The organism is Streptomyces sp. NPDC101225 (assembly GCF_044767585.1).
In the GTDB taxonomy this organism is placed as follows: domain Bacteria; phylum Actinomycetota; class Actinomycetes; order Streptomycetales; family Streptomycetaceae; genus Streptomyces.
On sequence record NZ_JBIWOE010000063.1, the window covers coordinates 16,984 to 40,101 of the forward strand.

A 23,118-nucleotide genomic window follows, 5' to 3' on the forward strand; every position below is an offset into this window, starting at 1 on the left:
GGAGCTCTCGCTGTGCCCGAGATCTGGGCCCGGTAGACATCGGCAAGACGCGCCACCACATCGTGGTGATCAACGCGCCAAGGCGAGAGACTGTCCCGCCGGATCCTGGACGACGAGACTGAGCTCCTGCGGCTGAGCGGCGACGTGCTGGCGTTGTCCGACGACGTTCTGTGGCCGTCGACTTCATCATGGCGGTGCCGCTCTGCCGATCGGCCTGCTTACCATCCACGGCCCGCCCGTTGCCTATCTCACCGGCTTGGCCGTCCACCGGGCTTCGGCCGTCTACTGGGCGAGGGAGAAGCGAACGCGAAGAAGGCCTTCGTCCTTGCCGACCAGTCAAGCGTGCCGCGGAACACCAAGCCTGGCCGTATTAACGCCAAGTGGAGTTTGCAGTCGGCAGTGCCGTATGGCTTGCCCTGGAGACCGGCAGCGGCGCACGTGCGGTGATCGGCCGGTGGACCGTGCAGGTGCGTCGGTGGCGGCGTCGACGCTTTGAGCGGTTATAGCGTTCGCTGAGTGCCGCGCTGTCGGCCGAATACGGTTGAGACGGCGACTGCGATGGTGAGAGCCGCGCCGGTGAATACCGGGTCGACCCAGTCGGCGACACCGGCGAGGGTGAGACCGTTCACGCTGAGAGCGACGAAAGCCACGCCCACCAGGGTGCCGGCGACGTTGAACCGTCCCGGCCGCAGGGTCGTGGCCCCGAGGAAGGCCGCGGAGAGCGCGGACAGCGTGTAGGAGCTTCCGATCGCGGGGTTCCCGGTGCCGGTACGGGCGACCTGGAGGACGCCGGCGATTCCTGCAAGTAGTGCGCAGACCACAAAGCTTGAGAGGACGGCACGCTTGACCGGCATGCCGACCAGTCCTGCGGCGCGGGCGTTAGAACCGACCGAGGTAAGGACACGGCCGGGAACCGTCCATCCCAGACCGTATCCGAGGATCAGAGCCGCTGCGCCGACCAGCCACACCACCCGGGGGATTCCGAGGAAGTTCAGGGACCCGAAAGCCACCAGTGATGGTGAGATGCCTTGGAGGATTACCTGGTCGTGGCTGTAGAGGGAGACGAGCCCCCCTACGAGGGTGGCTGAGGCGAGGGTGATGATGAAGGAGTTGGTACCGATGTAGGCGACCAGCCAGCCATTCACCAGTCCCACGATCGCGGCGCAGATCAGTGCGATGACCACGGCAAGGTAGAGGGGCAGCCCGTGCGCCATGGCGCTGGCAGTCACGATCTGCGCCATACCGAGCACGGCGCCCACTGATACGTCGAACTGGCCCGAGATCAAGGGCACCATCGCTGCGAGCGCGGCCAGTGCGATAACGGATTCATTGCCCGCGACATTGCGCAAGTTCACCGCGGTGAGGAATGTTTCCGAGGTGCCGGAATAGACTGCAAAGAAGATCACCAGTGCCAGCAAAAGAGCCACGAGTGCGTAGCGTTCGGCAAACCAGGCAAGGGAGGAAGTTCTTTGCAACGACGGCCGTTCGGCAGGGGCTGGGATTGCGTCTTGGGACGCCGTGTTCACGTCATTAATAGTCATCACTGAACTCCTGATCTCATACCGAGAAAGACCTGTTCCGTGATCCATTCACGGTTTATATCTGACTCTTTCTCGGCGGCGATCCTGCCGTTGGAAAGGATCAGCACACGGTCACTGACGTTCGCGAGTTCCTCGAAGTCAGAGCTGACGACGATGGCGGCTGCGCCCCTGGCCACGGCAGTGCGGACGTGCTGGTAGATCTCGGAACGCGATCCGATATCGACACCTTGGGTGGGCTCATCCAGCAGCAGCACCAGAGCGTCCTGGCGCAACCACCGGCCGAGGATCACCTTCTGCTGGTTCCCGCCAGACAACTGATCGACAGTGGCTGTTACCGAGGGAGTGCGAATGTTCATCGCGGTGATGTCGTTCAGTGCGGCGGCCCGTTCCTGTCGGTGACGGAAGATGCCGTTTCGCGAGTAACGGCCCGGGTCTGCGGCCGACATGTTCTCGGGGATCCCGAGGTCGAGGAACGCGGCGTCTCGCGCTCGGTTCTCCGGCACATAGGCGAACCGCGCCCGCATCGCCTCCCGCGGCGACGTGGCGGACACAGGCTGCCCGTCGACGATGACTTCGCCGGCAGCGCGCGGCCGGACACCGAAGAGCATCTCGAGCAACGCGCTGCGGCCTGAACCGACCAACCCCGCGATGCCGAGTACTTCTCCGGGGCGCAGGGTGAAGCTGACATCGGTGAGTGGTCCGCCGGAGAGGCCGCGAACCGAGAGTATGGGCGCTGCCTCCCGCACCGGCGGCATGTCCGGGTAGACCGAGTCGATCGATCCGCCCACAATGTCGGCCACCAGCGAGGACTGAGTCATTTCACGGGTCTCGCGTTCGGTGATGTATTGGCCGTCGCGCAGTACGGTCACCCGATCACAGACGTCGAGGATCTCGTCTAGGCGATGCGATACGTACACGATCGCCTCACCGGCTGCCGCAAACCGGCGGACTGCCTCCAACAACATGTCCACCTCAGCGGCAGGCAGCGGGGCTGTGGGCTCGTCGAGCACGAGCACATGGCCGTCCTGCGCGCCGCCGTGCAGGGCACGAGCGATGGCCACAAGGGTGCGCTCAGCCGGCCGCAGGTCACCCAGCAGGCGAGTTGGGGGGACCCGAATGTTCAACCGTTCCAGCGTTGCAGCAGCCTCTCGCCGCACCCGGCCCCAGTCGATGTGGCCGAAGCGCTTGGGGTAGTCCGAACTGGTGAAGACGTTCTCCGCAACGGTCAGATGATTGAAAAGTCCGAGGTCCTGATGGACGAAACGCATGCCGGTCCGCCGTGCCCACTCCGGAGTGATGGCGTCCGAGGTCGTCTGCTGTCCGTGGACCGTGATGGTTCCACCGGGATCGCCCCGGTGAACTCCGGCCAGGACCTTGATCAGCGTCGACTTCCCACAGCCGTTCCCTCCCGCCAGCGCATGCACTTCGCCTCGGCGCACCTGCAGCGACACGTTGTCCAGCGCACGGTTGCCGGGGAAGGTCTTCGACAGCCGCTCGGCGTGCAGCGCCACGTCCATGCCTACTTCACCCCCCAGATCTTGCGGAAGTTGGCCTCGTAGTCGGCCTTCCCGTCATAGAAGGGAGTCTTGGTCGGAAGGTTGTGGTCCTTGTCGATGACCGCCTGGCCGATGCCCTCGTCGACGGTGGGCTGCCCATGGAAGAGCCGGTTGAGTTGGTCGACGGCGGCGAACCCGGCCCAGCGGCTCGGCGCGCCGGCGGCGAAGTCCTGGCCTGTGCCATTGCGGATCATCTGAACGTTGGCGGCGAATCCTTCACCACCGGTCAGAAGGATCTGCTTGTCTCGGCCCGAGCCCTGCACCGCCGCGGCGACGCCGCCGACGACGAGGGCATCGTAGGGAGCCATGACCACGTTGGCCTGAGGGTTCTGGGTGAGCACGGAGGAGACCTTCGCCTGCAGCTTGCCTTGCAGAAGATCCGAGAAGGCGATGGGAAGCTCGGTCACCTTGCAGGACGGGCAGTCGGTCTTGATCCAGCGCAGATACCCGACATAGGTCTGGTGGACGATGCTCAAATCATCCTCGGTGATGGCGATGATGTTTGCCTTGCCGTTTGTCTTCCAGATTGTGTATTCGGCCATCAGCCGGGCAAACGAGTTCTCGATCGAGCCCGCCATGGAGCCGAATTTCGGACCCCAGTCAACTTGGCCGTCGAAAAGGCGAGCGCCGCCGCCGCCGAAGGGCTGGTTGCAGTCGACGCTGTAGATGCTGAAGATCTTCACGCCGGCCTGGCGCGCCTCCTGCAGCGGTGCCTTGACTGCGGAGCAGTCAACGGCCACGAGGACGATTGCGTCGGCCTTGCTGGCCACGGCTGTGCGCACACCACGGGAGTAGTTCGCCGGGTCGCCTTTTCCGTCGAAGATGGTCGTGTCCCAGCCCACGAGCCGGCCTGCCTCGACCATCCCGTTGGTACTGTGCTGGCATGCTTCTGCTGCCTGGCTGCAGGAGATGATCCAGACCTTCTTGCCGCGCTGTGGTCTGGGCGCACTGGTAGGAAGCGCTCGCTCGTCGGTGTTCATGTACTGCTTCACGAATGCGGCTGCCTTGGCCACATTCGTCGTTGAGGCGGCTCCTGCCGCCTGGCCGCCGGTGTTCTGGCTCGCGCCGCAGGCAGTGGCCAATGCGAGCAGGGGGAAAGTCAACAGCACGGCCAGGTACCTCAAGAAGGTACGTGCGTAGGGGCGCATCCCGGCATCTCCTCAGTCGAAGTGAGCGACTCGAGACGTATGCCGAAGTTCGGCTGTGGTAGCAGCCCGATCCTGCACGACGTCTCGCTCAAAGCTTTTCGGCGCCTGGATATGCGGCAGGGGTGATTCCTCCGCACGGCCAGGCGCGCCTGGTGATGCCGCTCCTTCGGTCCGAGCTACTGGCACACCTTTGTGCAATGAATGGGCCGGATGAGAAGTACCAGCTGTGGCAGAAGAACATCCGCTGCGCTGCAGGGCGCCTCATCCGAGTCAGGCAACCGTAGCTAGGCCTTATGGCAACGGCTGTCCGAAAAGCGCATGGCGCTTGCTTGCAGACGCACTGTCCTACATGGAGAGCAATCGTGTAATTTACATGGAAATCAAGGCTGCCGTGAACCAGGTGACGTGCGTTGCGGCTGTTCAAGTTCTGCCGTGTGAACCCTCGCGGCACGGGCGACGTGTGACGTGCTGGTGATGTGGCGGTTCACGGAGAACTGGCACCGGAAAGTCGGCTGCCCGGTGACCGCCCCTTCAGCTACTCCTGGGTCGGCGTATCTCAACTCCCCTGCAGCGCAGGCCTTTTTGCTTCGCATGCGACTCATGGGTTCATTCGGTGAACGGAGCCTCCTGCCGGTTGTCCACCGGGCCGTGCTGGGCACCGGGAGGCTGCGAGCTAGTGCCGCAGCAGGCAACGTTTGCCCTGTAACCGCTTGGGGCGTCAGCTCGTGCTGAGTGGTGTGCTCTCCTCAGCGTCGAGCTGGTGGTCCGCCCAGATGTAGCTTTCGGGAAGCAGGTCGGTGACGGGCACCATCCGGAGGCCGTCGTTTGTCCCGACGATGACCTTCAGCGCTGGGAAGTAGTCAAGAAGGACTTGGCGGCAGCGGCCGCATGGGGGCACGACGCCTCGGTCGCGGTCACCCACGGCGACGATGGTGTCCAGGTCATAGGCGCCCTGGGCGGCAGCGGTGCCGATCAGGACCAGCTCCGCGCAGGGTCCTCCGGTGAAGTGATAGGCGTTCACCGCAGTGACGATCCGGCCGTCTCGGGCGCGGGCCGCGGCCGCCATGGTGTGGTTGTCGCCGCGGCAGCGTGTGGCCGCGACGTGCGCCGCTGCCTGGATCAGCTCGTGGTCGACACGGTCGGTCGGTGTGGTCATCTTCTCTGCCTTCATGCGGTTTCAGGCGATGTTGGCCCTGTCCACGACGGCGCGCAGGCGCCGGTCGTCTGCGTGGCGGTTTCGCCAGATGATGTAGCGGCGGATCATGCTGCCCTGCTCCTTGTGACTGGCGTGGTCGGTGCCGTCGAGGGTGAAGTAGCGCAGGGCGGTGAACTGGGCTTCTATGCGGTTGAGCCAGGAGCTGTTGGTCGGGGTGTAGGCGATCTCGACATTGTTCGCTGCCGCCCAGGTGCCAACCCGCCGGCACTTCTTCGTGGTCAGATGAGGGGAGTTGTCACAGACGATCGCGATACGGACCTGGGGCGGGTAGAGGGTGCGTAGGTAGCGGCAGAACTCCAGGAACTGGGTGCGCCTCTTGACCGGCTTGATGTGGCCGTAGAGCTTGTCCTTGGCCAGGTCCAGGGCGGCGAACAGGTGCCGTACTCCGCCGTAGCGGTTGTAGGTCGCCCGCCGCCTGCGGCGTGGTTCGCGGTCGGGGTCCTTGTGCTTGCCGGAGCGCTCGGCCCACTGCCGGCCCGGGTGCGGCATCAGGTTGAGCGGTCCGAACTCGTCCATGCAGAAGACGACTTCGGGCTCGTCCGCCTCGGGTATGACCTCGCCGTCGGCGATCGCGTAGAGGTGTTCGACGCGGGCCTTCTTGGCCGCGTAGTCAGGATCCTTGGAGGTCTTCCAGGTCTTTATGCGTTGAAAGGAGACGCCTTCCTCACGGAGCAGGATGCGCAGGCCCTCGTGGCTGATGTCGTCGACCACCCCCTCGGCGACCAGGAAGTCCGCCAGCTTGGTCAGACTCCAGGTTGAAAAGGGCAGGTTGTGTTCGGTCGGCTTGGACTTCGCGATCTTCTTGATCTCGCGCCGCTCGGGCAGGGTGAAGGTCTTGGGCCGGCCGCCCTTGTACTTCGGATACAGCGAGTCGAAGCCGTCGGCGTTGAAGTTGTGGATCACATCCCGGACCCGGTCCGCGCTGGTGAACGTCACTTCGGCGATCTTCGCCACCGGCATGCCCTGGGCGGAGAGCAGGACCATCTGGGCGCGCCGCCAGGTCACCACCGACCCGGTTCCCCGGCGGATGATCCGAAGCAGCCGTCTGCCCTCGTCATCGTCGATCTCACGTACACGTACTCGTTCAGCCACCCGGACAGGGTGACGGGACACGCGCCGCCTGGCACAGCACCGGGACGGCGCGTCGCATCACAACAGGGCAAACGTTGCCTGCTTCGGCACTAGGGGACCTCGGCGCGGGCCCTCGATAGGCCTTGCAGGGCAAGAACTTGCCGTTCATGGTGATCCCGACATGGTCTCCGGCGTCGTCCTGCTGACGGATACCTCCATGCCTCCGTGCGGAAGTCGATGGCGCTCCTGATGCCGTCACCGCATTCCTCGTGGAGGAGTTCCTCGAGGGGGTGCCGTAGACGCTCATGATCTCGTCGAGCCGGTCGGTGACCGGGGCCGATGGAATCGGCGCGTCCAGGGTGCCTCGAGCGGGGGCACCGGCAGCACAGCGGTGCCTCGTGAGGCAGTTTGAAGCCCCACTCTCGGAAGGGTGTGGTCCGACTGTGGCGTCGCGGACGACCCACGGCCTCGAACCTCGTTCCAGCAGTTCCGTGGGGGCCTTCGGTGCCCCGAGGCCGGCGGCCATGCCGGCCAGGAGCACCTGGCTGATGTCACGCATGCGGACCCGGGAGACGATATCGTCCGGCTCCGTCCCCACGGTCTCGTGCGGGGAAGTGATGTCGGTATCCCCGTCCAAGAGGTACTCCTTGTGCTCCGGCAGAATGACGGCCCCGGAGCCGGTGAAGCCGTCGAGGGCGAGGTCTACGGTGCGGCCGCACCTGCCGACATCGTGCATGAACTGCTCCAGCGGGCGCCACCGAGCCGCCAGGCCCGGCCGTGCACGGTCGAGCGGGCTGAGCCCGGTTTGGGCCCGGCAGGCAGCTCGCGCGTGGGAGGAGTCGATCACCGCCCGGCGCCCAGTCCAGTGCTTCTTCGATCCAGCTCCTGAGCAGGACCTGATGCAGCTGGTCCCAGACGCCGACCAGCCGGTCACCTTCCGAGCCGGGGCCCAACTCCTGCGTCAGGTACTCCCATTGGATGCCGGTACGCAGCACGAACAAGACCCCGCACAGCGCCTGCCGGTCGGACGACCGTGGCCCTCCCCCGAGGGGCTTCGATGCTGGTTCGGGGAGCAACGGCTCGATCAGCGACCACAGTTCACCTGGCACGATCCAGCCGTGACGGACGCTTCCCCATGATGACCACATACAGCCAACAGTCACACGATCAGCCGCTGTTGTCGGAGCCAGGTGGAAGCCAGTGAAAGTGATCACTTGGGGCACGCGAGCGCCAGCCACCGCATGGGCGGGCAGGGCACGAGGAAAAGTTGTGGTGCACTACTTCGGGTGTATTCAGCGCCGGCAACAAGTACGGACTCGGACTGGGACGGCAGCGTCGACCTTGCAAAGCGCGTGCGCCGCCTTCGGTCAAGAGATGGTCAGCCCTCCGTCCACGGTAAGAGTAGCCCCTGTGATATAGCTAGCCCCGGCGGAGGCAAGGAAGAGAACCGCTGCCGCCAGCTCCCCGCCGTCACCAACGCGGGGGATCGGGAGAGTCTTCACCCGGGATTCCAGATAGCCGTCGGCGAATGTATCCGACATTTCTGAAATGAAATATCCGGGCGTGATGGCGTTGACCCGGATGTTTTTGCGTGAGCTCCACTGGCCGGCGAGGTCCCGGGTCAGCCCGAGCAGGCCCGCCTTGGAGGCAGAGTAGGCAGCTTGGGGAAGTCCGGCAGTCACCAGACCGATTGCACTGGATATGTTGATGATAGAGCCCCCGTCGTTCATCACGCTGGCGGCGGCCTGCGCCATCCAGTAGGCGCCAGATAGGTTGACATCCAGAACGGACTGGAATTCCTTGGGAGTCTCCCGGCTTGCGGGGATGGCAGTAGCAATTCCGGCGTTGTTGACCAACACGCCGACCGGGCCGAATATGGCAGCTTCCTTTGCAAGGGCCTGGCAATCGGCCGGGGAAGAAATATCAGTCTGTACGCGGAGAGCTCTGCGGCCCCGTTCCTGCACCAGTGAGGCTGTGCCCTTCAGCCGGTCGGCGCGGCGGCCGGCGAGGACAATGTCAGCCCCGGCTTCGGCCAGTGCGCAGGCGATAGGGATCCCGAGCCCAGAAGTCGCACCAGTAACAATGGCGACCTGGCCGTCAAGCCGGAATTTGTCCAGGATGCTCATATGCAGCTCCGTTTACAGGTCTGTATCCGCGACAGCGAGTGTGCGAGACGGCCCTAGAATCAACGGCCGATCGAATCGATAAAATGCGCAGTCGGGTGCCACATGCGGATTTGCAGTGCCTACTCAATTGTCCATTTTTATGATCATCTTGCCGGTGTTGGCGCCTTCCATCATTGCGAAGAAGGCATCCACGGCATTATTCAGCCCGTTTACGATGGTCTCGCGGTAGTGCAGGTTTCCGCCCTGCAACCATGCGCCAGCCTCGTGTATGAATTCGGGACGTAGGTCCGTGTGATCATTGAGGGTCAAGCCCCGGATCCGCAAACGCTCGGGTTCGAGCCGGAGGAGGTTGCGGACGCTGACCGAGGGCGCGGTTGCTGTCTGCTGCAATGGCGTCTCGGCCATCACAATCCGCCCCCCTAAAACAAGGTTTTCCATGACGGTCTCGAGATGTTCGCCGCCTTCATTATCGAAGTATAGGTCGATGCCGTTGGGCGCCGCCTGTTTCAGTTGGTCGGTCGCGGGACCACCTTGGTAGTTGAAGGCGGCGTCAAAACCATATTCCTCGGTGAGTAGGTTGACCTTCTCGTCCGAGTCGGCACTGCCAACGACGCGGCCTGCTCCTTTCAGTTTGGCGATCTGTCCGGCAATTCCGCCCACCGCATCTGCTGCACCCGATACAAAAACCGTGTCGCCCGACTTGAGTTCACCCATCCGAATGAGGCCCGCGTAAGCGGTAAGCCCCGGGTCTCCGAGAACGCTGAGATAAGTGGAGGGCGCGGCCATTGTGACATCGATAGCCGTGACCAGGTCGGTATGCAGCGTCAAATAGTCGCACCAGCCACGGTAGTGAGTCACGTAGTCGCCGGCAGCAAGTCCCTTTGCTGCTGAGACCACGATTATCCCTACTGCCGGTCCGTCAATGGATTCGCCCAGTAGGCGTGAAGGACTATCAGTCCTTGTTTCGTGCGCCCTGCCGCATGTGTAAGGGTCCACCGACATCATGAGATTACGCACCAGGACCTGGCCCGGGCCTGGTGCGGGCAGCGGTACAGTTCGGAGCATGAAGTCACGCGGCTTCGGCCGTCCCATGGGGCGGGACACGAGACGCCATTCACGGCTCACTTCAGGTGTCGCATACACAGAAGGTCCCCTGGTAATTCTTGGCACAGGAAACGTTGCTCGCCGCATGCGGGTGCTCATGTCGAATGTTTCTGGAGTCACATCCTTGCCCACATGCGGAATACATAGGGGCGCTCTGCTCAGGCGGGTGTCACTGTCCAGTCCAGCGTGGGGCGCGCTTCTCTGCGAAGGCTCGAGGGCCTTCCTTGGCGTCTTCGGATTCAAACACCATGTTCACGAGGGCCTGCTGGCGTGTCCACGCTTCCCCGGTCGGCCATTCCTCGGACTGCGTGATGATGGACTTGGTCGCGCGAACAGCCAGCGGGCCGTTCGCGCGGATTTGGCTGGCCAGTCCGTGTGCCGCCGCAAGCGCGCCGCCCTTCGGCGAGAGGCGATTGACCAGTCCCAGGGTTTGAGCACGCGGAGCATCGAGGAATTCACCGGTGAGGGCGTATTCCATCGCCACCTGGCGTGGGATGCGCTGCGGGAGGCGCAGCAGGCCACCAGCGGCTGCGATCAAGCCCCGCTTGACCTCCGGCAGTCCAAAACGTGCGTCGGCGGCGGCCACGATAAGGTCGCAGGCCAGCGCGACTTCGCAGCCGCCAGCTAGGGCGTAGCCCTCTACCGCCGCGATCAGCGGCTTGCGCGGGGAGGCTTGGGTAAGTCCGACGAGCCCGCGGCCGGGGATGTCCGGCGTCTCTCCGTCAAGAAATGCCTTGAGGTCCATGCCTGCGCAGAAGGTGCCGCCGGCTCCGGTGATGATGCCGATCATCAGGTCATCGCGGGCGTCCAGCTCGTCGAGGGCTGCCGCGACGCCTCGGGCGACCTCAGCATTGAGCGCGTTGCGTGTCTCGGGACGGTTGATGGTGATGACTGCCGTGCCGTCGGCGAAGTCGGTAAGAACCGCGTCGGTCATGTTCGCTCCATATTCGTGATCAATTGCATGCTTCAATTTCTCCACTCGACCCATGCCTGGGTCGCATCGCCGATCTCGCTTTGTCAGGCGGATGGGGCCGAAATGCTGAGCGAATACTGATGCGTTGATGACAAGAGCGGCACCTCGTGCGGCGGAGCGGGCAAGGGGCGGGCCGCCAAGGCCACCCACCCCCAGCCGGAGACCAGGCGTATCCACCCTCGTTCCGACGGTCCAAGGCCGGGCTCGCCGGTTGGTGCAACCGGAGTCGGGGATTGCCGCGGAGGCAAAGGGCCTTCCCCGACTCCGGCTCACAGCCGGCCACCCTCAGGGCCGGCCGTTGGCGTCCGATGGCGCTCAACTGTCGCGCCAGCGGACGAACTCGGAAAGCTCGGCCCGCTCGGTCCGGAAGCCGTTCGCCGGATGGGACGGGTCCGGCCGGCCGAATGAGATCCCGCACACGATGCGCTGCTCCACTGGGATGTCGAGCGCCTTGCGGACCGCGCCGGCGTAGACGCCGATCGCTCCCTGGATGATGGTGCCGATCCCGAGCGCCTGTGCCGCGTAGCAGAAAGTCGCGGCGTATGCGCCCACGTCCGCGAGGGCATACGGTCCGAGCTCTTCGTGCAGCGTGACGATGGCAACCTGGCCGGCCCCAAAGAACGTGAAGTTCTCCCGCGCCTGCCGTTCGCGGCCCTCGAAATCGTCCCTGGCGATGCCCACCGCGTTGTAGAGGCCAAAGCCGGCGGCCCGGCGACGGTCGCGTCGGGGACCGGTGTATGTGGTAGGCAAGGGGAAGTCCGAGCTGGGCTCGCCGCCGGGGTCGGCGGCCGCCAGCAGCGCCTCGCTGAGGCGGTCCTTGGCCTCACCGCGGACGATATGGACCTCCCATGCCTGCGCGTTGTACCAGGACGGGGTCCGCTGCGCGGCGCGTAGGACGTACTCGACCTGGTCATCCGGGAGCTGGTCCGGCTGGAAGCCTCGGCAGCTGTACCGTCCCGTCACGATCTCGCCGAATGCAGTGTTGCCGAGCCCGAGCGGGGAGGTGGTCTCTCTCATTGGCTCTCCCCCGTCGGGCAGTGGCCCAGGCGCATTGCCACCTGGGCCGCGTGGATGAGCTCGCAGTGATTCATTGCTTTCCTGTGTCCTTCGAGCTGTGCGACGTCGGTCACCGGTCCAGCAGCTCCAGCACCGTGGCATTGGCGACGCCGCCGCCCTCGCACATCGTCTGCAGGCCGTAGCGGATGCCCTCTCGGCGCATGTGGTGAAGCATGTCGGTCATGATCCGGGCGCCTGAGCCGCCGAGAGGGTGGCCTAGGGCGATGGAGCCGCCGTTGGGGTTCACCCGCTTCGGGTCGGCGTCCGTCTCGGCCTGCCAGGCCAGTGGCACGCTGGCGAACGCCTCGTTCACCTCAAACACGCCGATGTCCGCGATCCCCAGTCCGGAACGCTTGAGTGCCTTTTGCGTTGCCGGGATGGGGGCGCTGAGCATGGTGACAGGATCGACTGCAGCTAGCGCGGCGGTGTGGAATCGGGCCATCGGTCGCAGGCCGAGGCTGCGGGCCTTCTCCTCGCTCATGATCAGCAGCGCCGCCGCGCCGTCCGATATTTGCGAGGAATTACCTGCGGTGATCAGGCCGTCCTCGCGGAACGCCGGTCGAAGCTTGGCCAGCGTCTCGAGAGTGCCCCCGCGACGGATTCCCTCATCTGCGGCGAACTGACGGTCGGTGCCGTCCGGATCCGTCACGGTGACAGGCACGATCTGGTCCGCGAAGAGTCCGGCGTCAGCGGCGGCCGCCGCCCGGGCGTGCGATTCGAGAGCGAAGGAATCCAGTGCCGTCCGGTCCAAGCCCCACCGCTCGGCGATAATTTCCGCACTGACGCCCTGGTTGAAGTCGTCCTGCCCGTACCGGGCGGCGACGCGCGGGCCGTAGGGCAGGCCGGGCCCCTGCACCAGGGTGGCGCCCATGGTCACGCGGGACATCGACTCGACGCCGCCGGCCACCACGACGTCGTAGTGGCCTGCCATGACACCCGCGGCGGCGAACTCGGCTGCCTGCTGGGACGATCCGCACTGCCGGTCGACGGTGGTACCCGGAATCTCTTCCGGCCAGTCGGCGGCCAGCACCGCGTAGCGACCGATGTTGCCGGCCTGCTCTCCGGTCATGGTCACACAGCCCCACACGACGTCATCGATCTCGCGCGGGTCGAGCGAGGATCGCTCTGCGAGTGCACGCAGCACGAGGCCGGACAGGTCCACAGGGTGGATACCCGCGAGGGAACCGCCTCGCTTCCCGACCGGTGTGCGGACGGCGTCGACGACAACGGCATTGGTCATGAGCGGATCGCTCCTTCCTGACAGCCGTCAGCGAGCGGACGGCATGGAATGTGCACAGGGGGGAAGTTCGGAAACGGGTTGGTCTTACCGGCCGACCGACTTCGGTGGACGGATCTCGCGCTTGAGGATCTTCCCGCTGGGGTTTCGGGGCAGAGCGTCGACGGTCCAGAGGTGCCGCGGGTACCGGTAGGCGGCGACGCGCTCCTTGACGAAGTCCCGGATCGTCCCCAGGTCGAGGTCCTCGAATCCTTCGTGCAGCACGATCGCCGCTGCGACCTCCTCGCCGAACAGTTCGTCGGGGATGCCTATGACGGCCGCTTCCCGCACCGCCGGATGCTGATGCAGGACGTCCTCGATCTCGCGGGGATACACGTTGTAACCACCACGGATGATCATTTCCTTCTTCCGCCCGGTGATGAATACATAGCCGTCGTCGTCGACCAGACCGATGTCCCCGGTGTACAGCCAGCCGTCACGGATGGCCTCGGCCGTCGCCTCGGGCATGTTGTGGTAACGCGGAACGACGTTCCAACCGCGGACGAGGATCTCCCCACGAGTACCGGCCGGTACGTCGGTCCCCGAATCGTCGGTGATCTTCACCTCGACGCCCTCGATGGGAAAGCCAACCGACCCGACCTTATGCGGACGGTCCAGGCGCCCGATGGCTGTAATCGCCGATGTCTCCGAGAGGCCGTAGCCTTCGAGGACGGGCACGTCCCCGAAGGCATCCTGGAAGGAGCGCAGCACTTCGGGCGGGATGGATGAGCCGCCCGAGACGCAACAACGAAGAGAGGAGGTGTCGACCTTTTCGGCGTTCTCCGACCTGGTCATGGAGTTGAACATGGTGGGAACGCCCTGGAAGACCGAAATGCGGTGGCGTTCGATGAGAGCAAGCGCCTCATCCGGCTGGAACCGCGGCATCATGACGATCTCCGCTCCGGCGAGAATGGCCGCGTTCATCACGCTCACCTGGCCGTAGGCGTGGAAGAGCGGAAGGGTGGCCAGGAGGACATCGCTACTGGAGATCCGATAGATGTCGCGGAGTACGCGCGTCGCCGTTCGGATCCCGTGGTGGGTGATCTCTGCCCCCTTGGGGATTCCGGTGGTCCCCGAGGTGTAGATGAGTACGGCGGTGTCGCCGTCAGCGCGCTCCTGCACCGGCACGCTGGGGGCGTCCTCCTCAAGAAGCCGCTGGAAGTCCTCGGGACCTACGACGTGCACTGCGGCGCCCGCCGCTCGCGCGCCGGCTTCCGCCTGTGCCGCGTAGTCCGCCCAGACGACAATCAGGCCGGCACCGGAATCGTTCAGAGCATGGGCAACCTCGCGCTCCTTCAGCAGCACATTCATCGGTACGACTATCGCGCCGACCTGGAGGATCGCGTGATATGCCACAGCGAAATGCGGCACGTTCGGCAGCATCAGCCCCACCGCGTCCCCCGGTCGCACACCAGCATCGAGCAGGGTCCGCGCCATGCAGGAGGTGGCGTGCCCCAGTTCCGCGTAAGACACCTCGGCCTTGTCAATCCGCAGGGCAACACGATCCGGACTGGATTGTGCGGTGCGGTAGAGATTCAGTGCGAGATTCGACATTGGGTCTCCTTTGACCTATGTGACAGAGCAGACGACAGGCCTGTTAACGAATGCCCGCAGCGCTTCAGGATGTCTTCGACTCAGAGGCAGCAAGCAACAGCGTCAGATTTACTCATCCCAGGTCATAACTGATCTCGGCACTTACATGGATTGCAGCACTTCGTCGCTTTCAAAACTGCATTAAATGCTCACCCGGTCAAGTTCGATTCTCTCTGTCTGCCAAGCTACGCACCTGCGCGGCAGTGAACAAGCGAACGTGCTGGTCATGCGCGTTGACGACAGTTTCATGCGCAGTGGAATTACTTACCCGCTACTCAGAATTATCCCGTCAACCTGACACCATGGAATGGGAGTTGAGGATCGCTGCCGCCACACCGATGGCGTTCAGCTGGCCGGTACCTGGAACAGCTTCGCGATCTCGTGCTCCGCATAGCCCAGGCCGCGCAAGACCTCAGCGGGGGCGAGCCGTTCCCGGCCTGCAGAGACAGGCGTACTCAGCGGAGTCGCCGAGAAACGGGGTGCGGGAGCTGGATGCTGCGCCCCGTCCGAGGCGACCATGAAGACACCTCGGGCCGCGTTGTGGGGATGCGCGGCGGCTTCGGTCACCGACAGAACGGGGGTGACGCAGGCGTCACGGCCCTCGAACCTCGCCTCCCACGCGTCACGTGTCCGGAGCTTGAACGCAGCGGTGAACTCTTCGCGCATCGCAGGCCAGGTGCTGCGGTCGTTCTGATGGGCAACAACCGGGTGGCCGGTCAGGCCCAGACCATCGACGAACTGCGCGAAAAACACCGGTTCCAGGGCTCCCACCGCTACGAACTTCCCGTCCGCGCACTCATATGTGTCATAGAAGGGCGCACCGGTGTCCACGAGGTTTGAACCGCGTTCCGGCAGCCAATCACCGGTGGCGGACATCCCATGGATCAATGCCATCAACAGTGCCGAGCCGTCAACCATGGCGGTGTCGACGACCTGGCCCACACCCGTCAATGCTGAGTGCCGAAGCGCCGCAACCATGCCGACGGCGAGGAGCATACCTCCGCCGCCGTAGTCGCCAAGCAGATTCAGCGGCACGACGGGGCGTTCGCCGCTCCGCCCGATGCTGTGCAGTGTCCCGGAGAGCGCAATGTAGTTGATGTCGTGGCCGGCCCGGTCGGCCAGCGGTCCGCTCCGGCCGAAGCCGGTGACCCGCCCCACGACCATGCTCGGAAAGAGAGACTGCAATGCATCAGGGCCGAATCCCAACCGTTCCGCGACTCCCGGCCGGAAGCCTTCAATGACCGCGTCGGAGCGGGCCAGCAAGGCATGTACGAGAGCAGCACCGGCCGGCGACTTGAGGTCGGCCTCGATCGCAGTCCTACCGCGGTCCAGCACCGGGTTGAACTCGCCACTGCCCGGCTTGACCACTCGGATGACGTGTGCGCCAAGGTCAGCCAGGACCATTGAGCAGAACGGCCCAGGGCCGATGCCGCCGAGTTCGATCACGGTCACGCCGTTGAGAGGGCCGTGTCCGGGGGTGGGGCGGGTGGAGTGGGCTGTTGTCATGGTGACTCCCAAGGAGCGTGTGTGGGCGCCTCCAGATCCGCACCCGCACACTTTTCGGTGACCGGGCTCCACCCATGCCGGGATCGGTCAGTTGCCGGCATGGGGCAGGTCTGTCCGCTGTGCAATGGGGGTTGGTCGCTGCTCCTCACCTGCGGGGAGGGGCAGCCGCGGGATGTGGCAGACCGCTGTCGGACGCCGGGGCGAGCGCTAGTCTCGGCCTGTCAGGTCGCGTCCGATGACATGTTTCATGATCTCGTTGGTGCCACCGTAGATCTTCTGAACCCTGGCATCCTGGAATGCCCTGGCCACCGGATACTCCATCATGTATCCGTAGCCTCCGTGCAGTTGGAGGCAGCGGTCGACAGCCCGGTTTTGCACGTCGGTCGCCCACCATTTGGCCTTCGCGGCATCGACCGCGGTCAGGACGCCTTCGTTGTACGCCAGAATGGCCTTGTCGACAAACGCCCGGGTTACATCGAGTTCGGTCGCCATTTCCGCCAGGACGAACCGAGTGTTCTGAAAGTCGGCGACGGGACGCCCGAAGGCCTCACGCTGCCGGGTGTACTCCACAGTGCCCTTGAAGATCGCGTCCGCAAAAGCCACCGCCTGCGCGGCGATCGAGAGTCGTTCCAGCGGCAGGTGGGACATCAACTGGCCGAGTCCGTCACCGACCTCGCCCAGGACGTTGTGGTCTGGGACAAAGACGTCCTCGAAGAACAGCTCGGCGGTGTCCTGTGCCCACTGCCCCACTTTGTCCAGCTTTCGCCCGCGCGTGAAGCCTTCCATACCCCGTTCAACCACCAACAGACTGAGCGCTGTCGAGCGGGAGTTGGGGTCCGGGTCCGTCCGTACAACGGTGATCACCAGATCCGACTGAAGCCCGCTGGTAATGAACGTCTTGGTACCGGTGACGCGCCAGCCGCCTGCGACCTTGGTGGCCGTGGTTCGGATGCCACGCAAATCGCTGCCGGTCCCCGGCTCCGTCATGGCAATCGCACCGATCAGTTCGCCGGCGTTCATCCCCGGCAGCCAGCGACGTCTCTGTTCGTCAGTGCCCAGCGAAATGATGTAGGGCATGACGATGTCGTCCTGGAGGCTGAAACTCGAAGCGAGCGAGGCTGTGTTCGCCCGGGCCAGCTCTTCGAGCACCACCGCCCGGAAGCGATAGTCACCTATGCCCCCGCCTCCGTACTGCTGCGGACTGGACAGGCCGATGATGCCCTGCTTGCCAGCGGTGAGCCAGACGTCCCGGTCGATAAGGCGCTGGCTCTCCCAGCGATCGACGTGAGGGATCACCTCGCGAGCCACGAACTCTCTGACGGTCTCACGGAAAGCCTCATGGTCCGGGCCGTACAGTCCTCGCTTCATATCCTCACTCCTGGGGGAGGCCAAGGCTTGTGCCTGTGACGTCACTTGGCGGCCATGCGGATTGCACCGTCCAGTCGGATGGTTTCTCCGTTGAGGTACGGGTTACCCACGATGCTGGCCACGAGCTGGGCGTATTCCTCCGGCTTGCCAAGTCGGTTGGGGTGCGGGACCGAAGAGCTGAGGGCGGCTATGACATCGTCGGAAAGGGTGCTGAAGAGGGGGGTCCTGAACAGACCGGGCGCGATGGTGACGACGCGGATACGGTGTCGGGCCAGTTCCCTGGCGATCGGCAGGGTCATGCCGACGACACCTGCCTTCGACGCCGAGTAGGCGGCCTGGCCGATCTGGCCGTCAAAAGCCGCCACCGACGCCGTGTTGACGATGAGCCCGCGGTCCTCGTCTGAGCTTTCCTGGGCAGCCATCGTTGCTGCAGCCACTCGCAGGACGTTGAATGTACCGATCAGATTGATGTTGACGATCCGGGCAAACGATGCCAGCGGCTGGGCGCCGTCACGGCCGATCACACGCTCGGGCGCACCGGTGCCCGCGCAATTGACCACAACCGCGAGCTCGCCGAGCCCGGCAGCGGTATGCACAGCTTCTTCGGCATGGGACTCGTTTGTGACGTCGCCGGGAACAAAGGTGATCTGGCCGTCGCTTTCCTTCACCAGCGCCTCTCCTCCCGAGGTCGGGAGGTCGATGACCACAACTTGTGCACCCAGCTGCACCAGTTGATCCACAGTGGCCCGGCCAAGGCCGGATGCTCCTCCGGTGACCAGTGCAATCTTTCCTGCAATATCCATGAGTGCATCCTTTGCGATCGAACAGATTCTCGTGGTGGCTGATGTCCTCGCTTCCTGCAGAGTGAAATCTTGCGGATGCGAGGAATGAGCGGACGGTGCTGTCCTCCGCATTCGGCACCTGTAAAGTAATGATGCAATCGAGGAGATTCCTAAACCGACACATACACATCGCCGCAAATTCAGCCGCCGCTAAATTTAGGAACACCATGGAGGAATCGTCAAGGAATCTTGGTTTCTGTGCGCATGCGCGACACGTCTGTGCGCTCTGGTTCGGCATCGTCACCAGCTGCAGTCAGCTGAAACGGGCTATAGATGCACCGCTGCGACATTTCTCGAGGAAAGGGCGTCCCTGGTCCGATGTGTTAAGCGGCAAGGTATGCCGATACGTTCCTCCTCCCGGCGCTTGCAGGCCGGGCGGCGGGCCGACTGGTCGACCGCCGACGCGTTGACCGCTCACGCTCGCGCGGCTGCAGTACGGCACCACCGCGCGATCTGGAACCGGTCGCGCGGTGGCCTGGAGGTGGCAGACAGGAAACCTGAGGCGGTGCGGCTGCGTGGTAGGGGGTTGGCTGTATGCGGTTGGTTAGAGGGGGGGCCGCTGGTTGTGCAGTGCGTTGTGCGGCTCGAGGAGGGAGCCCAGTTCCAGGATCGTCTGCTCCGCGAACCACGAGCTGACCAACTGCACCCCGATGGGGAGGTTGTCGCGGGTCACACCGAAGGGCACGGCCAGGGCAGGCAGACCGGTGATGTTGAAGGGGGCGGTGGCCCGCATGACGTCGTAGTAGGGCATGGTGACGCCGTTGACGTCGTACTCCGAGAGGCTGGGCACCGGTGCGGGGATGGTCACCACCGGGCACAGCAGCGCGTCATAGCCCGTGAAGTAGTCGGCGAAGGCGGACTTGAGCCGCTCGACCTCGCGTTCTGCCGTGACGTAGTCGGCGAGTGACGGCTCAGGCAGGGCGAGGGTGGCCGTGATGACGGGGTGCAGGTCCGCGTCGCGGTCGCCAATGAACTCCCGCAGGTAGGGGCCGACTTCTGGTCCGTAGAGGCCGAAGCACAGTTCGACCCAGTTGCGGTCCTCCAGCGCCGGGACATGAACCGGCTCGATGTGGATGCCGTGCTCAGCCAAGGCCTGAGCAGCCCGCTCGACGGCGGCTGCAACATCGGGGTCGACGACGCCGAAGCCTGGCTCGATCAGCCAGCCCACCCTCAGCGGTCCCTCACGTCGTGTGTTCACCGCGCCCGGACTCGCCGCGGAGGCATATCCGTCCACGCCGTCCGGGCCAGCCAGGATGCCGAGCCCGAGGGCGAGATCCCGGACGCTGCGGGCCATGGGACCGGCGTGCCAATACCTGCCAGGCACCTCGGGCCAGTGACCCGTCATGGGGACAAGCCCGTGTGTCGGCTTGAGTGCCGCGATACCGGTGTTGTGGGCAGGGCCGCGCAGAGAGATAGCTACATCGCTGCCCAGCCCGATAGGCGACATGCCGGCGGCGATAGCCGCCGATTCGCCGCCGCTGGAACCGCCGGCCGTCCGCTCGAGATTCCACGGGTTGCCCGTGTAGCCGGTGACAAGGTTGTCCGACTCGGTCCAGTAGGCGAATTCCGGGAGGTTGGTCTTCGCCAGCGGAATACCGCCCGCGGCAATAAACCGCGTCACCACCGTGGCGTCGCTCTTGGCAACCCTTCCCTCGAAGATCCGCGACCCCCGCGTAGCTGGGAAGCCTGCCACATCGAACGAGTCCTTCACCGTGAAGGGAACTCCGTGCAGCGGTCCCAGCGAGTCCCCCCGCGACACCGCTTCCTCGGCCTGCTTCGCCTTTGCCAGGGCATGATCCGCCATGAGCGTTGTAATAGCGTTGACGCGCGGATTAACCGCCGCAATCCGGTCAAGATGAGCGCTCACAACCTCGATCGGAGAAAGCTCCCTGGCCCGGATCAGTCTCGCTAGCTCAGTGGCGTCACGATAAAAGACTTCCTGTTGCATTTCTGACTCCTGACCACGTTCTCGCATCAGCCGATGCTCATAGCACGACGCTAAGCGCGCAGGTGCGGGTGGGTCAGGGCTGGAGGGCGTTTGTGCGCGCTCGCGACAGGCCGCTGCGCGTACGACTGGTTGCAGACGGGGCTGAGACCTGCAAGTTTGGAGATGTGCGCGCTGCCCAGGGCGTTGCGGCAGCCTGTCAGAATGGGCCGCAGAGATGTATACAGTCGAGACGCAGGTCATGTCCGAGGAGGGCGCCGCGCCCGCGTGGAGCGCCCTCACCAGTTCCATTCACTGTGCGATGGGACTGACATTCGCTGATCCGGAGGGTTTCCGCGGACGCCTCGAACGGCAGGCGACCAGTGCGTACCAGATGGTGCAGTGGTGGAGCGGCGAGGTTGAGTTCGATCGTTCGGCGCGCCACATCGCGCGCGACGGGAGGGGCACAGTCGAGCTGTTCGTTCCTGTGAGCGGCCGAGCAATTGTGGACGGCAACTCACATCATGCACTGGAGCCCGGTGGCATGGCGCTGTACCCGATCGACCATCCTCTCAAGTTGTGGCACGGTCCCGACTTCTCGGCAACGACCTTTGTGATTCCCACTCAGCGCGCCGAGAGCCGCGGTGCCGATCTGTCAAAGGTGCTCCTGCACGACGGCTCACAGGGGATCGGCCGCATCGTCCGGGACATGGTCGACGGCCTGAGGGCCGAACAGGCAACTCTCACCGCCATCTCCTTTGACGTGGTATGTGACCGCATCGTCGACCTGCTCTGTCTGCTGGGGACCTCCGCCAGTGAGCCCGGGCTGGACTCCACGTACCGAGGAAGCGTCGAGGCCTCGATCCGCCAATACATCCGTAACAACGCCGACGACGAACAGCTTTCGAGCCAGACCCTGGCTTCTGCGCTCGGCTGGTCTCTGCGCTATGTTCAGGCCATTCTGCAAGCGGCGGGTACAACCCCCACGGCGCTGATCCGCGAGGAACGTCTAGCCCTTGCCCGCCGCCGTCTCGAAAGTCTCCAGTACCGCTCCTGGCCGATCGAGCGCATCGCCCACTCCTGCGGTTTCCGAAGCGCCAGCGCATTCACCAGCGCCTTTCGCAGTGAGTTCGGGATGACGCCGCGGGAGGTGCGCAGCAGCCTCTAAGGGCAGTACCACCGCGACCTGATCCAGACCGTCCCACCAGCGGCTCGACGGCCGGTCGTGCTGGTCTGGGACGACTTGAACACTCACCCGACGGCTGGGATGCGCCGTCACATCGCCGAGCGGGACTGGCTCACCGCCTGCAGGCTCCCGCCCTCCGCACCAGACCTCAACCTGCCCAAGGGGTTGCTCGGAAGGAGAGCGGATAACGCTGGGCGTCACCGGCCTCACGGTGAGAACTGACGCGGCTGCGCGTCGGCCCGTTAGGTTCCGGCACTGGGCGGCGCGAGGCCGGCGGTGCGCAGCAGGGTCAGCGACGTGTCGAGTGCCGCTTCCAGATGGGTGAGGCTGCCCGTTGCCATCAGGATGGTCACGCCGCCCTGCACCGCGGTGACGAGTGCGGCCGCCGTTCGGTCCGCGTCCATCTGGCGGTCGACCCCGCCACCGTCCTGCATGCGCTGGATACCGGTACGCAGGGCTGACTGCCGCTGATCGATCAACTGGCTTGTGAATGCCTGTGCGGCCGGCGTACGGCCCAGCTCGGTGATCAGCATTCCGAGCGGACAATTGGCGCCCTGCTGCTTGCACTTCCGGAGGACCGCGTCGCGTCAGCCCTGCCAGGCCAACCACGTGCTCAAGTCGCCGAGGTGCGGTTCTTGGTCCTCGAGGACGCGTTCAGCCTCGCGGCAGCCACGGCCAGCAGCAGTTCCTCCTTTCCGCCGAGGAAGTCGGGCGCGAATGTCATCGAGGGTCGTTCCCGCGGCGCCATGCTCGCGGATCTGCTCGGCCGCGCCCTCCACAATGCGGCGTAGGGTCGCCACGCCCTTTAGGGTCAGACGCGGTGCCCTCGCCCCCGGACGGTCACGGGCCTCTTCTCTCCATCTTTCTGGACCATATGGTCCATTTTATGTGAGGGGCCGTGAGGAAAGCGGACGAGGGAGGAAGATACGCAGCATGCGAGCCATCGAACTGGGCGGCCCACAGCAGATGCAGCTCGCGGACCGGCCGATCCTCGAGGCCGAACCGGGTAAGAGAGTCGGGTGCACATCCCCGCTGGCATGAACTTCATGGACACCGGGGCCCGTTGGCTCTCTGCGCGGCCACCGGCGAAATGCCCTTCGCGCCGGGTGTAGAGGGGCATTGGCCCGGGTGCCTACACCGAACGGATCGTGCTGCCCCCCCGCCAACGTGGTGCCCATAGCGGACGGCACTCCCGACGAGGTGGCCGCGAGGCTGATGATGCGGTTCATCGGGACGCGGCACCTCACTGCTGATACAGGTCGTCTATCGCATCGCGCCGATTTTGCCCACTTCACTCTGGTCAGAATGGAGCCACGCCTACGTGCGCGTGGCACCACCAGCCTGTTCGCGCCGCAGGAGTTGTTGGAGTTCATCAAACGCGAAGTGCAGGTGGAAGCGCGGGTACCGCACCAGCCACTCGTACACAGCCGGGGTCCTCAGAGCAGGGTGCCCCCTTGTCGCGTCGCCGTGCTGGGGGAGGACGCCCGCGTTCGGATCAAGGATGAAACGGGGACCTGGTATCCACCGTGCGACCAAGCAGGGCTTGGGCGAGTTCCGGGGTCGGGCGGTTGGTCGGGCCGTGACCGGTTGGGGTGCATACCAGAGCAGGCACGGGCTTCGTGATCATTGGGG

Annotated in this window: 19 protein-coding genes; 2 read left to right on the plus strand and 17 right to left on the minus strand. The window is 64.7% G+C overall.

Features of this window, described 5'->3' with window-relative positions; all coding sequences use genetic code 11:
• Positions 1-500: 500 nt before the first annotated feature.
• From ACIRPX_RS43040 to ACIRPX_RS43115, 16 genes are all read right to left on the minus strand, one after another.
• Complete coding sequence (locus ACIRPX_RS43040; RefSeq protein ID WP_404205582.1) at positions 501-1,526, minus strand: ABC transporter permease; 1,026 nt, start codon at positions 1,524-1,526, stop codon at positions 501-503.
• Between the two features lie 14 nt (positions 1,527-1,540).
• Complete coding sequence (locus ACIRPX_RS43045; RefSeq protein ID WP_404205583.1) at positions 1,541-3,058, minus strand: sugar ABC transporter ATP-binding protein; 1,518 nt, start codon at positions 3,056-3,058, stop codon at positions 1,541-1,543.
• 2 nt (positions 3,059-3,060) lie between these two features.
• Positions 3,061-4,245: a sugar ABC transporter substrate-binding protein gene (locus ACIRPX_RS43050; protein WP_404205584.1), complete on the minus strand. Its 1,185-nt coding sequence runs from the start codon at positions 4,243-4,245 to the stop codon at positions 3,061-3,063.
• Positions 4,246-4,963: 718 nt separating this feature from the next.
• Complete coding sequence (locus tag ACIRPX_RS43055) at positions 4,964-5,401, minus strand: cytidine deaminase (protein WP_404205599.1); 438 nt, start codon at positions 5,399-5,401, stop codon at positions 4,964-4,966.
• 21 nt (positions 5,402-5,422) lie between these two features.
• Positions 5,423-6,553 carry an IS630 family transposase gene (locus tag ACIRPX_RS43060; RefSeq protein ID WP_404205585.1) on the minus strand — a complete coding sequence of 377 codons (1,131 nt, stop codon included), beginning with the start codon at positions 6,551-6,553 and terminating at the stop codon, positions 5,423-5,425.
• Between the two features lie 530 nt (positions 6,554-7,083).
• The gene (locus ACIRPX_RS43065; RefSeq protein ID WP_404205600.1) at positions 7,084-7,680 is read right to left on the minus strand and encodes a transposase; all 597 of its coding nucleotides are present in this window, start codon (positions 7,678-7,680) and stop codon (positions 7,084-7,086) included.
• A gap of 219 nt (positions 7,681-7,899) precedes the next feature.
• Positions 7,900-8,658 (minus strand): SDR family NAD(P)-dependent oxidoreductase, encoded by a 759-nt coding sequence (locus ACIRPX_RS43070; RefSeq protein WP_404205586.1) that lies wholly within the window; start codon positions 8,656-8,658, stop codon positions 7,900-7,902.
• A gap of 123 nt (positions 8,659-8,781) precedes the next feature.
• A complete protein-coding gene (locus ACIRPX_RS43075) occupies positions 8,782-9,861 on the minus strand; it encodes an NADP-dependent oxidoreductase (RefSeq protein WP_404205601.1) in 1,080 nt (359 codons plus the stop codon).
• 70 nt (positions 9,862-9,931) lie between these two features.
• The gene (locus ACIRPX_RS43080) at positions 9,932-10,696 is read right to left on the minus strand and encodes a crotonase/enoyl-CoA hydratase family protein (protein WP_404205587.1); all 765 of its coding nucleotides are present in this window, start codon (positions 10,694-10,696) and stop codon (positions 9,932-9,934) included.
• 354 nt (positions 10,697-11,050) lie between these two features.
• Complete coding sequence (locus ACIRPX_RS43085; RefSeq protein ID WP_404205589.1) at positions 11,051-11,752, minus strand: nitroreductase; 702 nt, start codon at positions 11,750-11,752, stop codon at positions 11,051-11,053.
• A 109-nt stretch (positions 11,753-11,861) separates the two neighbouring features.
• On the minus strand, positions 11,862-13,031 hold the full coding sequence (locus ACIRPX_RS43090; protein ID WP_404205590.1) for a thiolase family protein: 1,170 nt from the start codon (positions 13,029-13,031) through the stop codon (positions 11,862-11,864).
• 84 nt (positions 13,032-13,115) lie between these two features.
• Positions 13,116-14,621 (minus strand): long-chain fatty acid--CoA ligase, encoded by a 1,506-nt coding sequence (locus ACIRPX_RS43095; RefSeq protein ID WP_404205591.1) that lies wholly within the window; start codon positions 14,619-14,621, stop codon positions 13,116-13,118.
• Positions 14,622-15,005: 384 nt separating this feature from the next.
• Positions 15,006-16,112 carry a CaiB/BaiF CoA transferase family protein gene (locus tag ACIRPX_RS43100; protein ID WP_404205592.1) on the minus strand — a complete coding sequence of 369 codons (1,107 nt, stop codon included), beginning with the start codon at positions 16,110-16,112 and terminating at the stop codon, positions 15,006-15,008.
• A gap of 261 nt (positions 16,113-16,373) precedes the next feature.
• Positions 16,374-17,534 carry an acyl-CoA dehydrogenase family protein gene (locus ACIRPX_RS43105; RefSeq protein ID WP_404205593.1) on the minus strand — a complete coding sequence of 387 codons (1,161 nt, stop codon included), beginning with the start codon at positions 17,532-17,534 and terminating at the stop codon, positions 16,374-16,376.
• A 41-nt stretch (positions 17,535-17,575) separates the two neighbouring features.
• On the minus strand, positions 17,576-18,337 hold the full coding sequence (locus tag ACIRPX_RS43110; RefSeq protein WP_404205594.1) for an SDR family NAD(P)-dependent oxidoreductase: 762 nt from the start codon (positions 18,335-18,337) through the stop codon (positions 17,576-17,578).
• Between the two features lie 583 nt (positions 18,338-18,920).
• Positions 18,921-20,324, minus strand: a complete 1,404-nt coding sequence (locus tag ACIRPX_RS43115; RefSeq protein WP_404205595.1) for an amidase — start codon at positions 20,322-20,324, stop codon at positions 18,921-18,923.
• Between the two features lie 238 nt (positions 20,325-20,562).
• Between ACIRPX_RS43115 and ACIRPX_RS43120 the strand changes: the two genes are divergently transcribed.
• A complete protein-coding gene (locus ACIRPX_RS43120) occupies positions 20,563-21,468 on the plus strand; it encodes an AraC family transcriptional regulator (RefSeq protein ID WP_404205596.1) in 906 nt (301 codons plus the stop codon).
• A 21-nt stretch (positions 21,469-21,489) separates the two neighbouring features.
• Positions 21,490-21,708: a transposase gene (locus ACIRPX_RS43125; RefSeq protein WP_404205602.1), complete on the plus strand. Its 219-nt coding sequence runs from the start codon at positions 21,490-21,492 to the stop codon at positions 21,706-21,708.
• Between the two features lie 20 nt (positions 21,709-21,728).
• On the opposite strand, the gene ACIRPX_RS43130 is transcribed toward ACIRPX_RS43125, so the two are convergent.
• Positions 21,729-22,019, minus strand: coding sequence for a hypothetical protein (locus ACIRPX_RS43130; protein ID WP_404205597.1), 291 nt, complete (start codon positions 22,017-22,019; stop codon positions 21,729-21,731).
• Positions 22,020-23,118 lie beyond the last annotated feature (1,099 nt).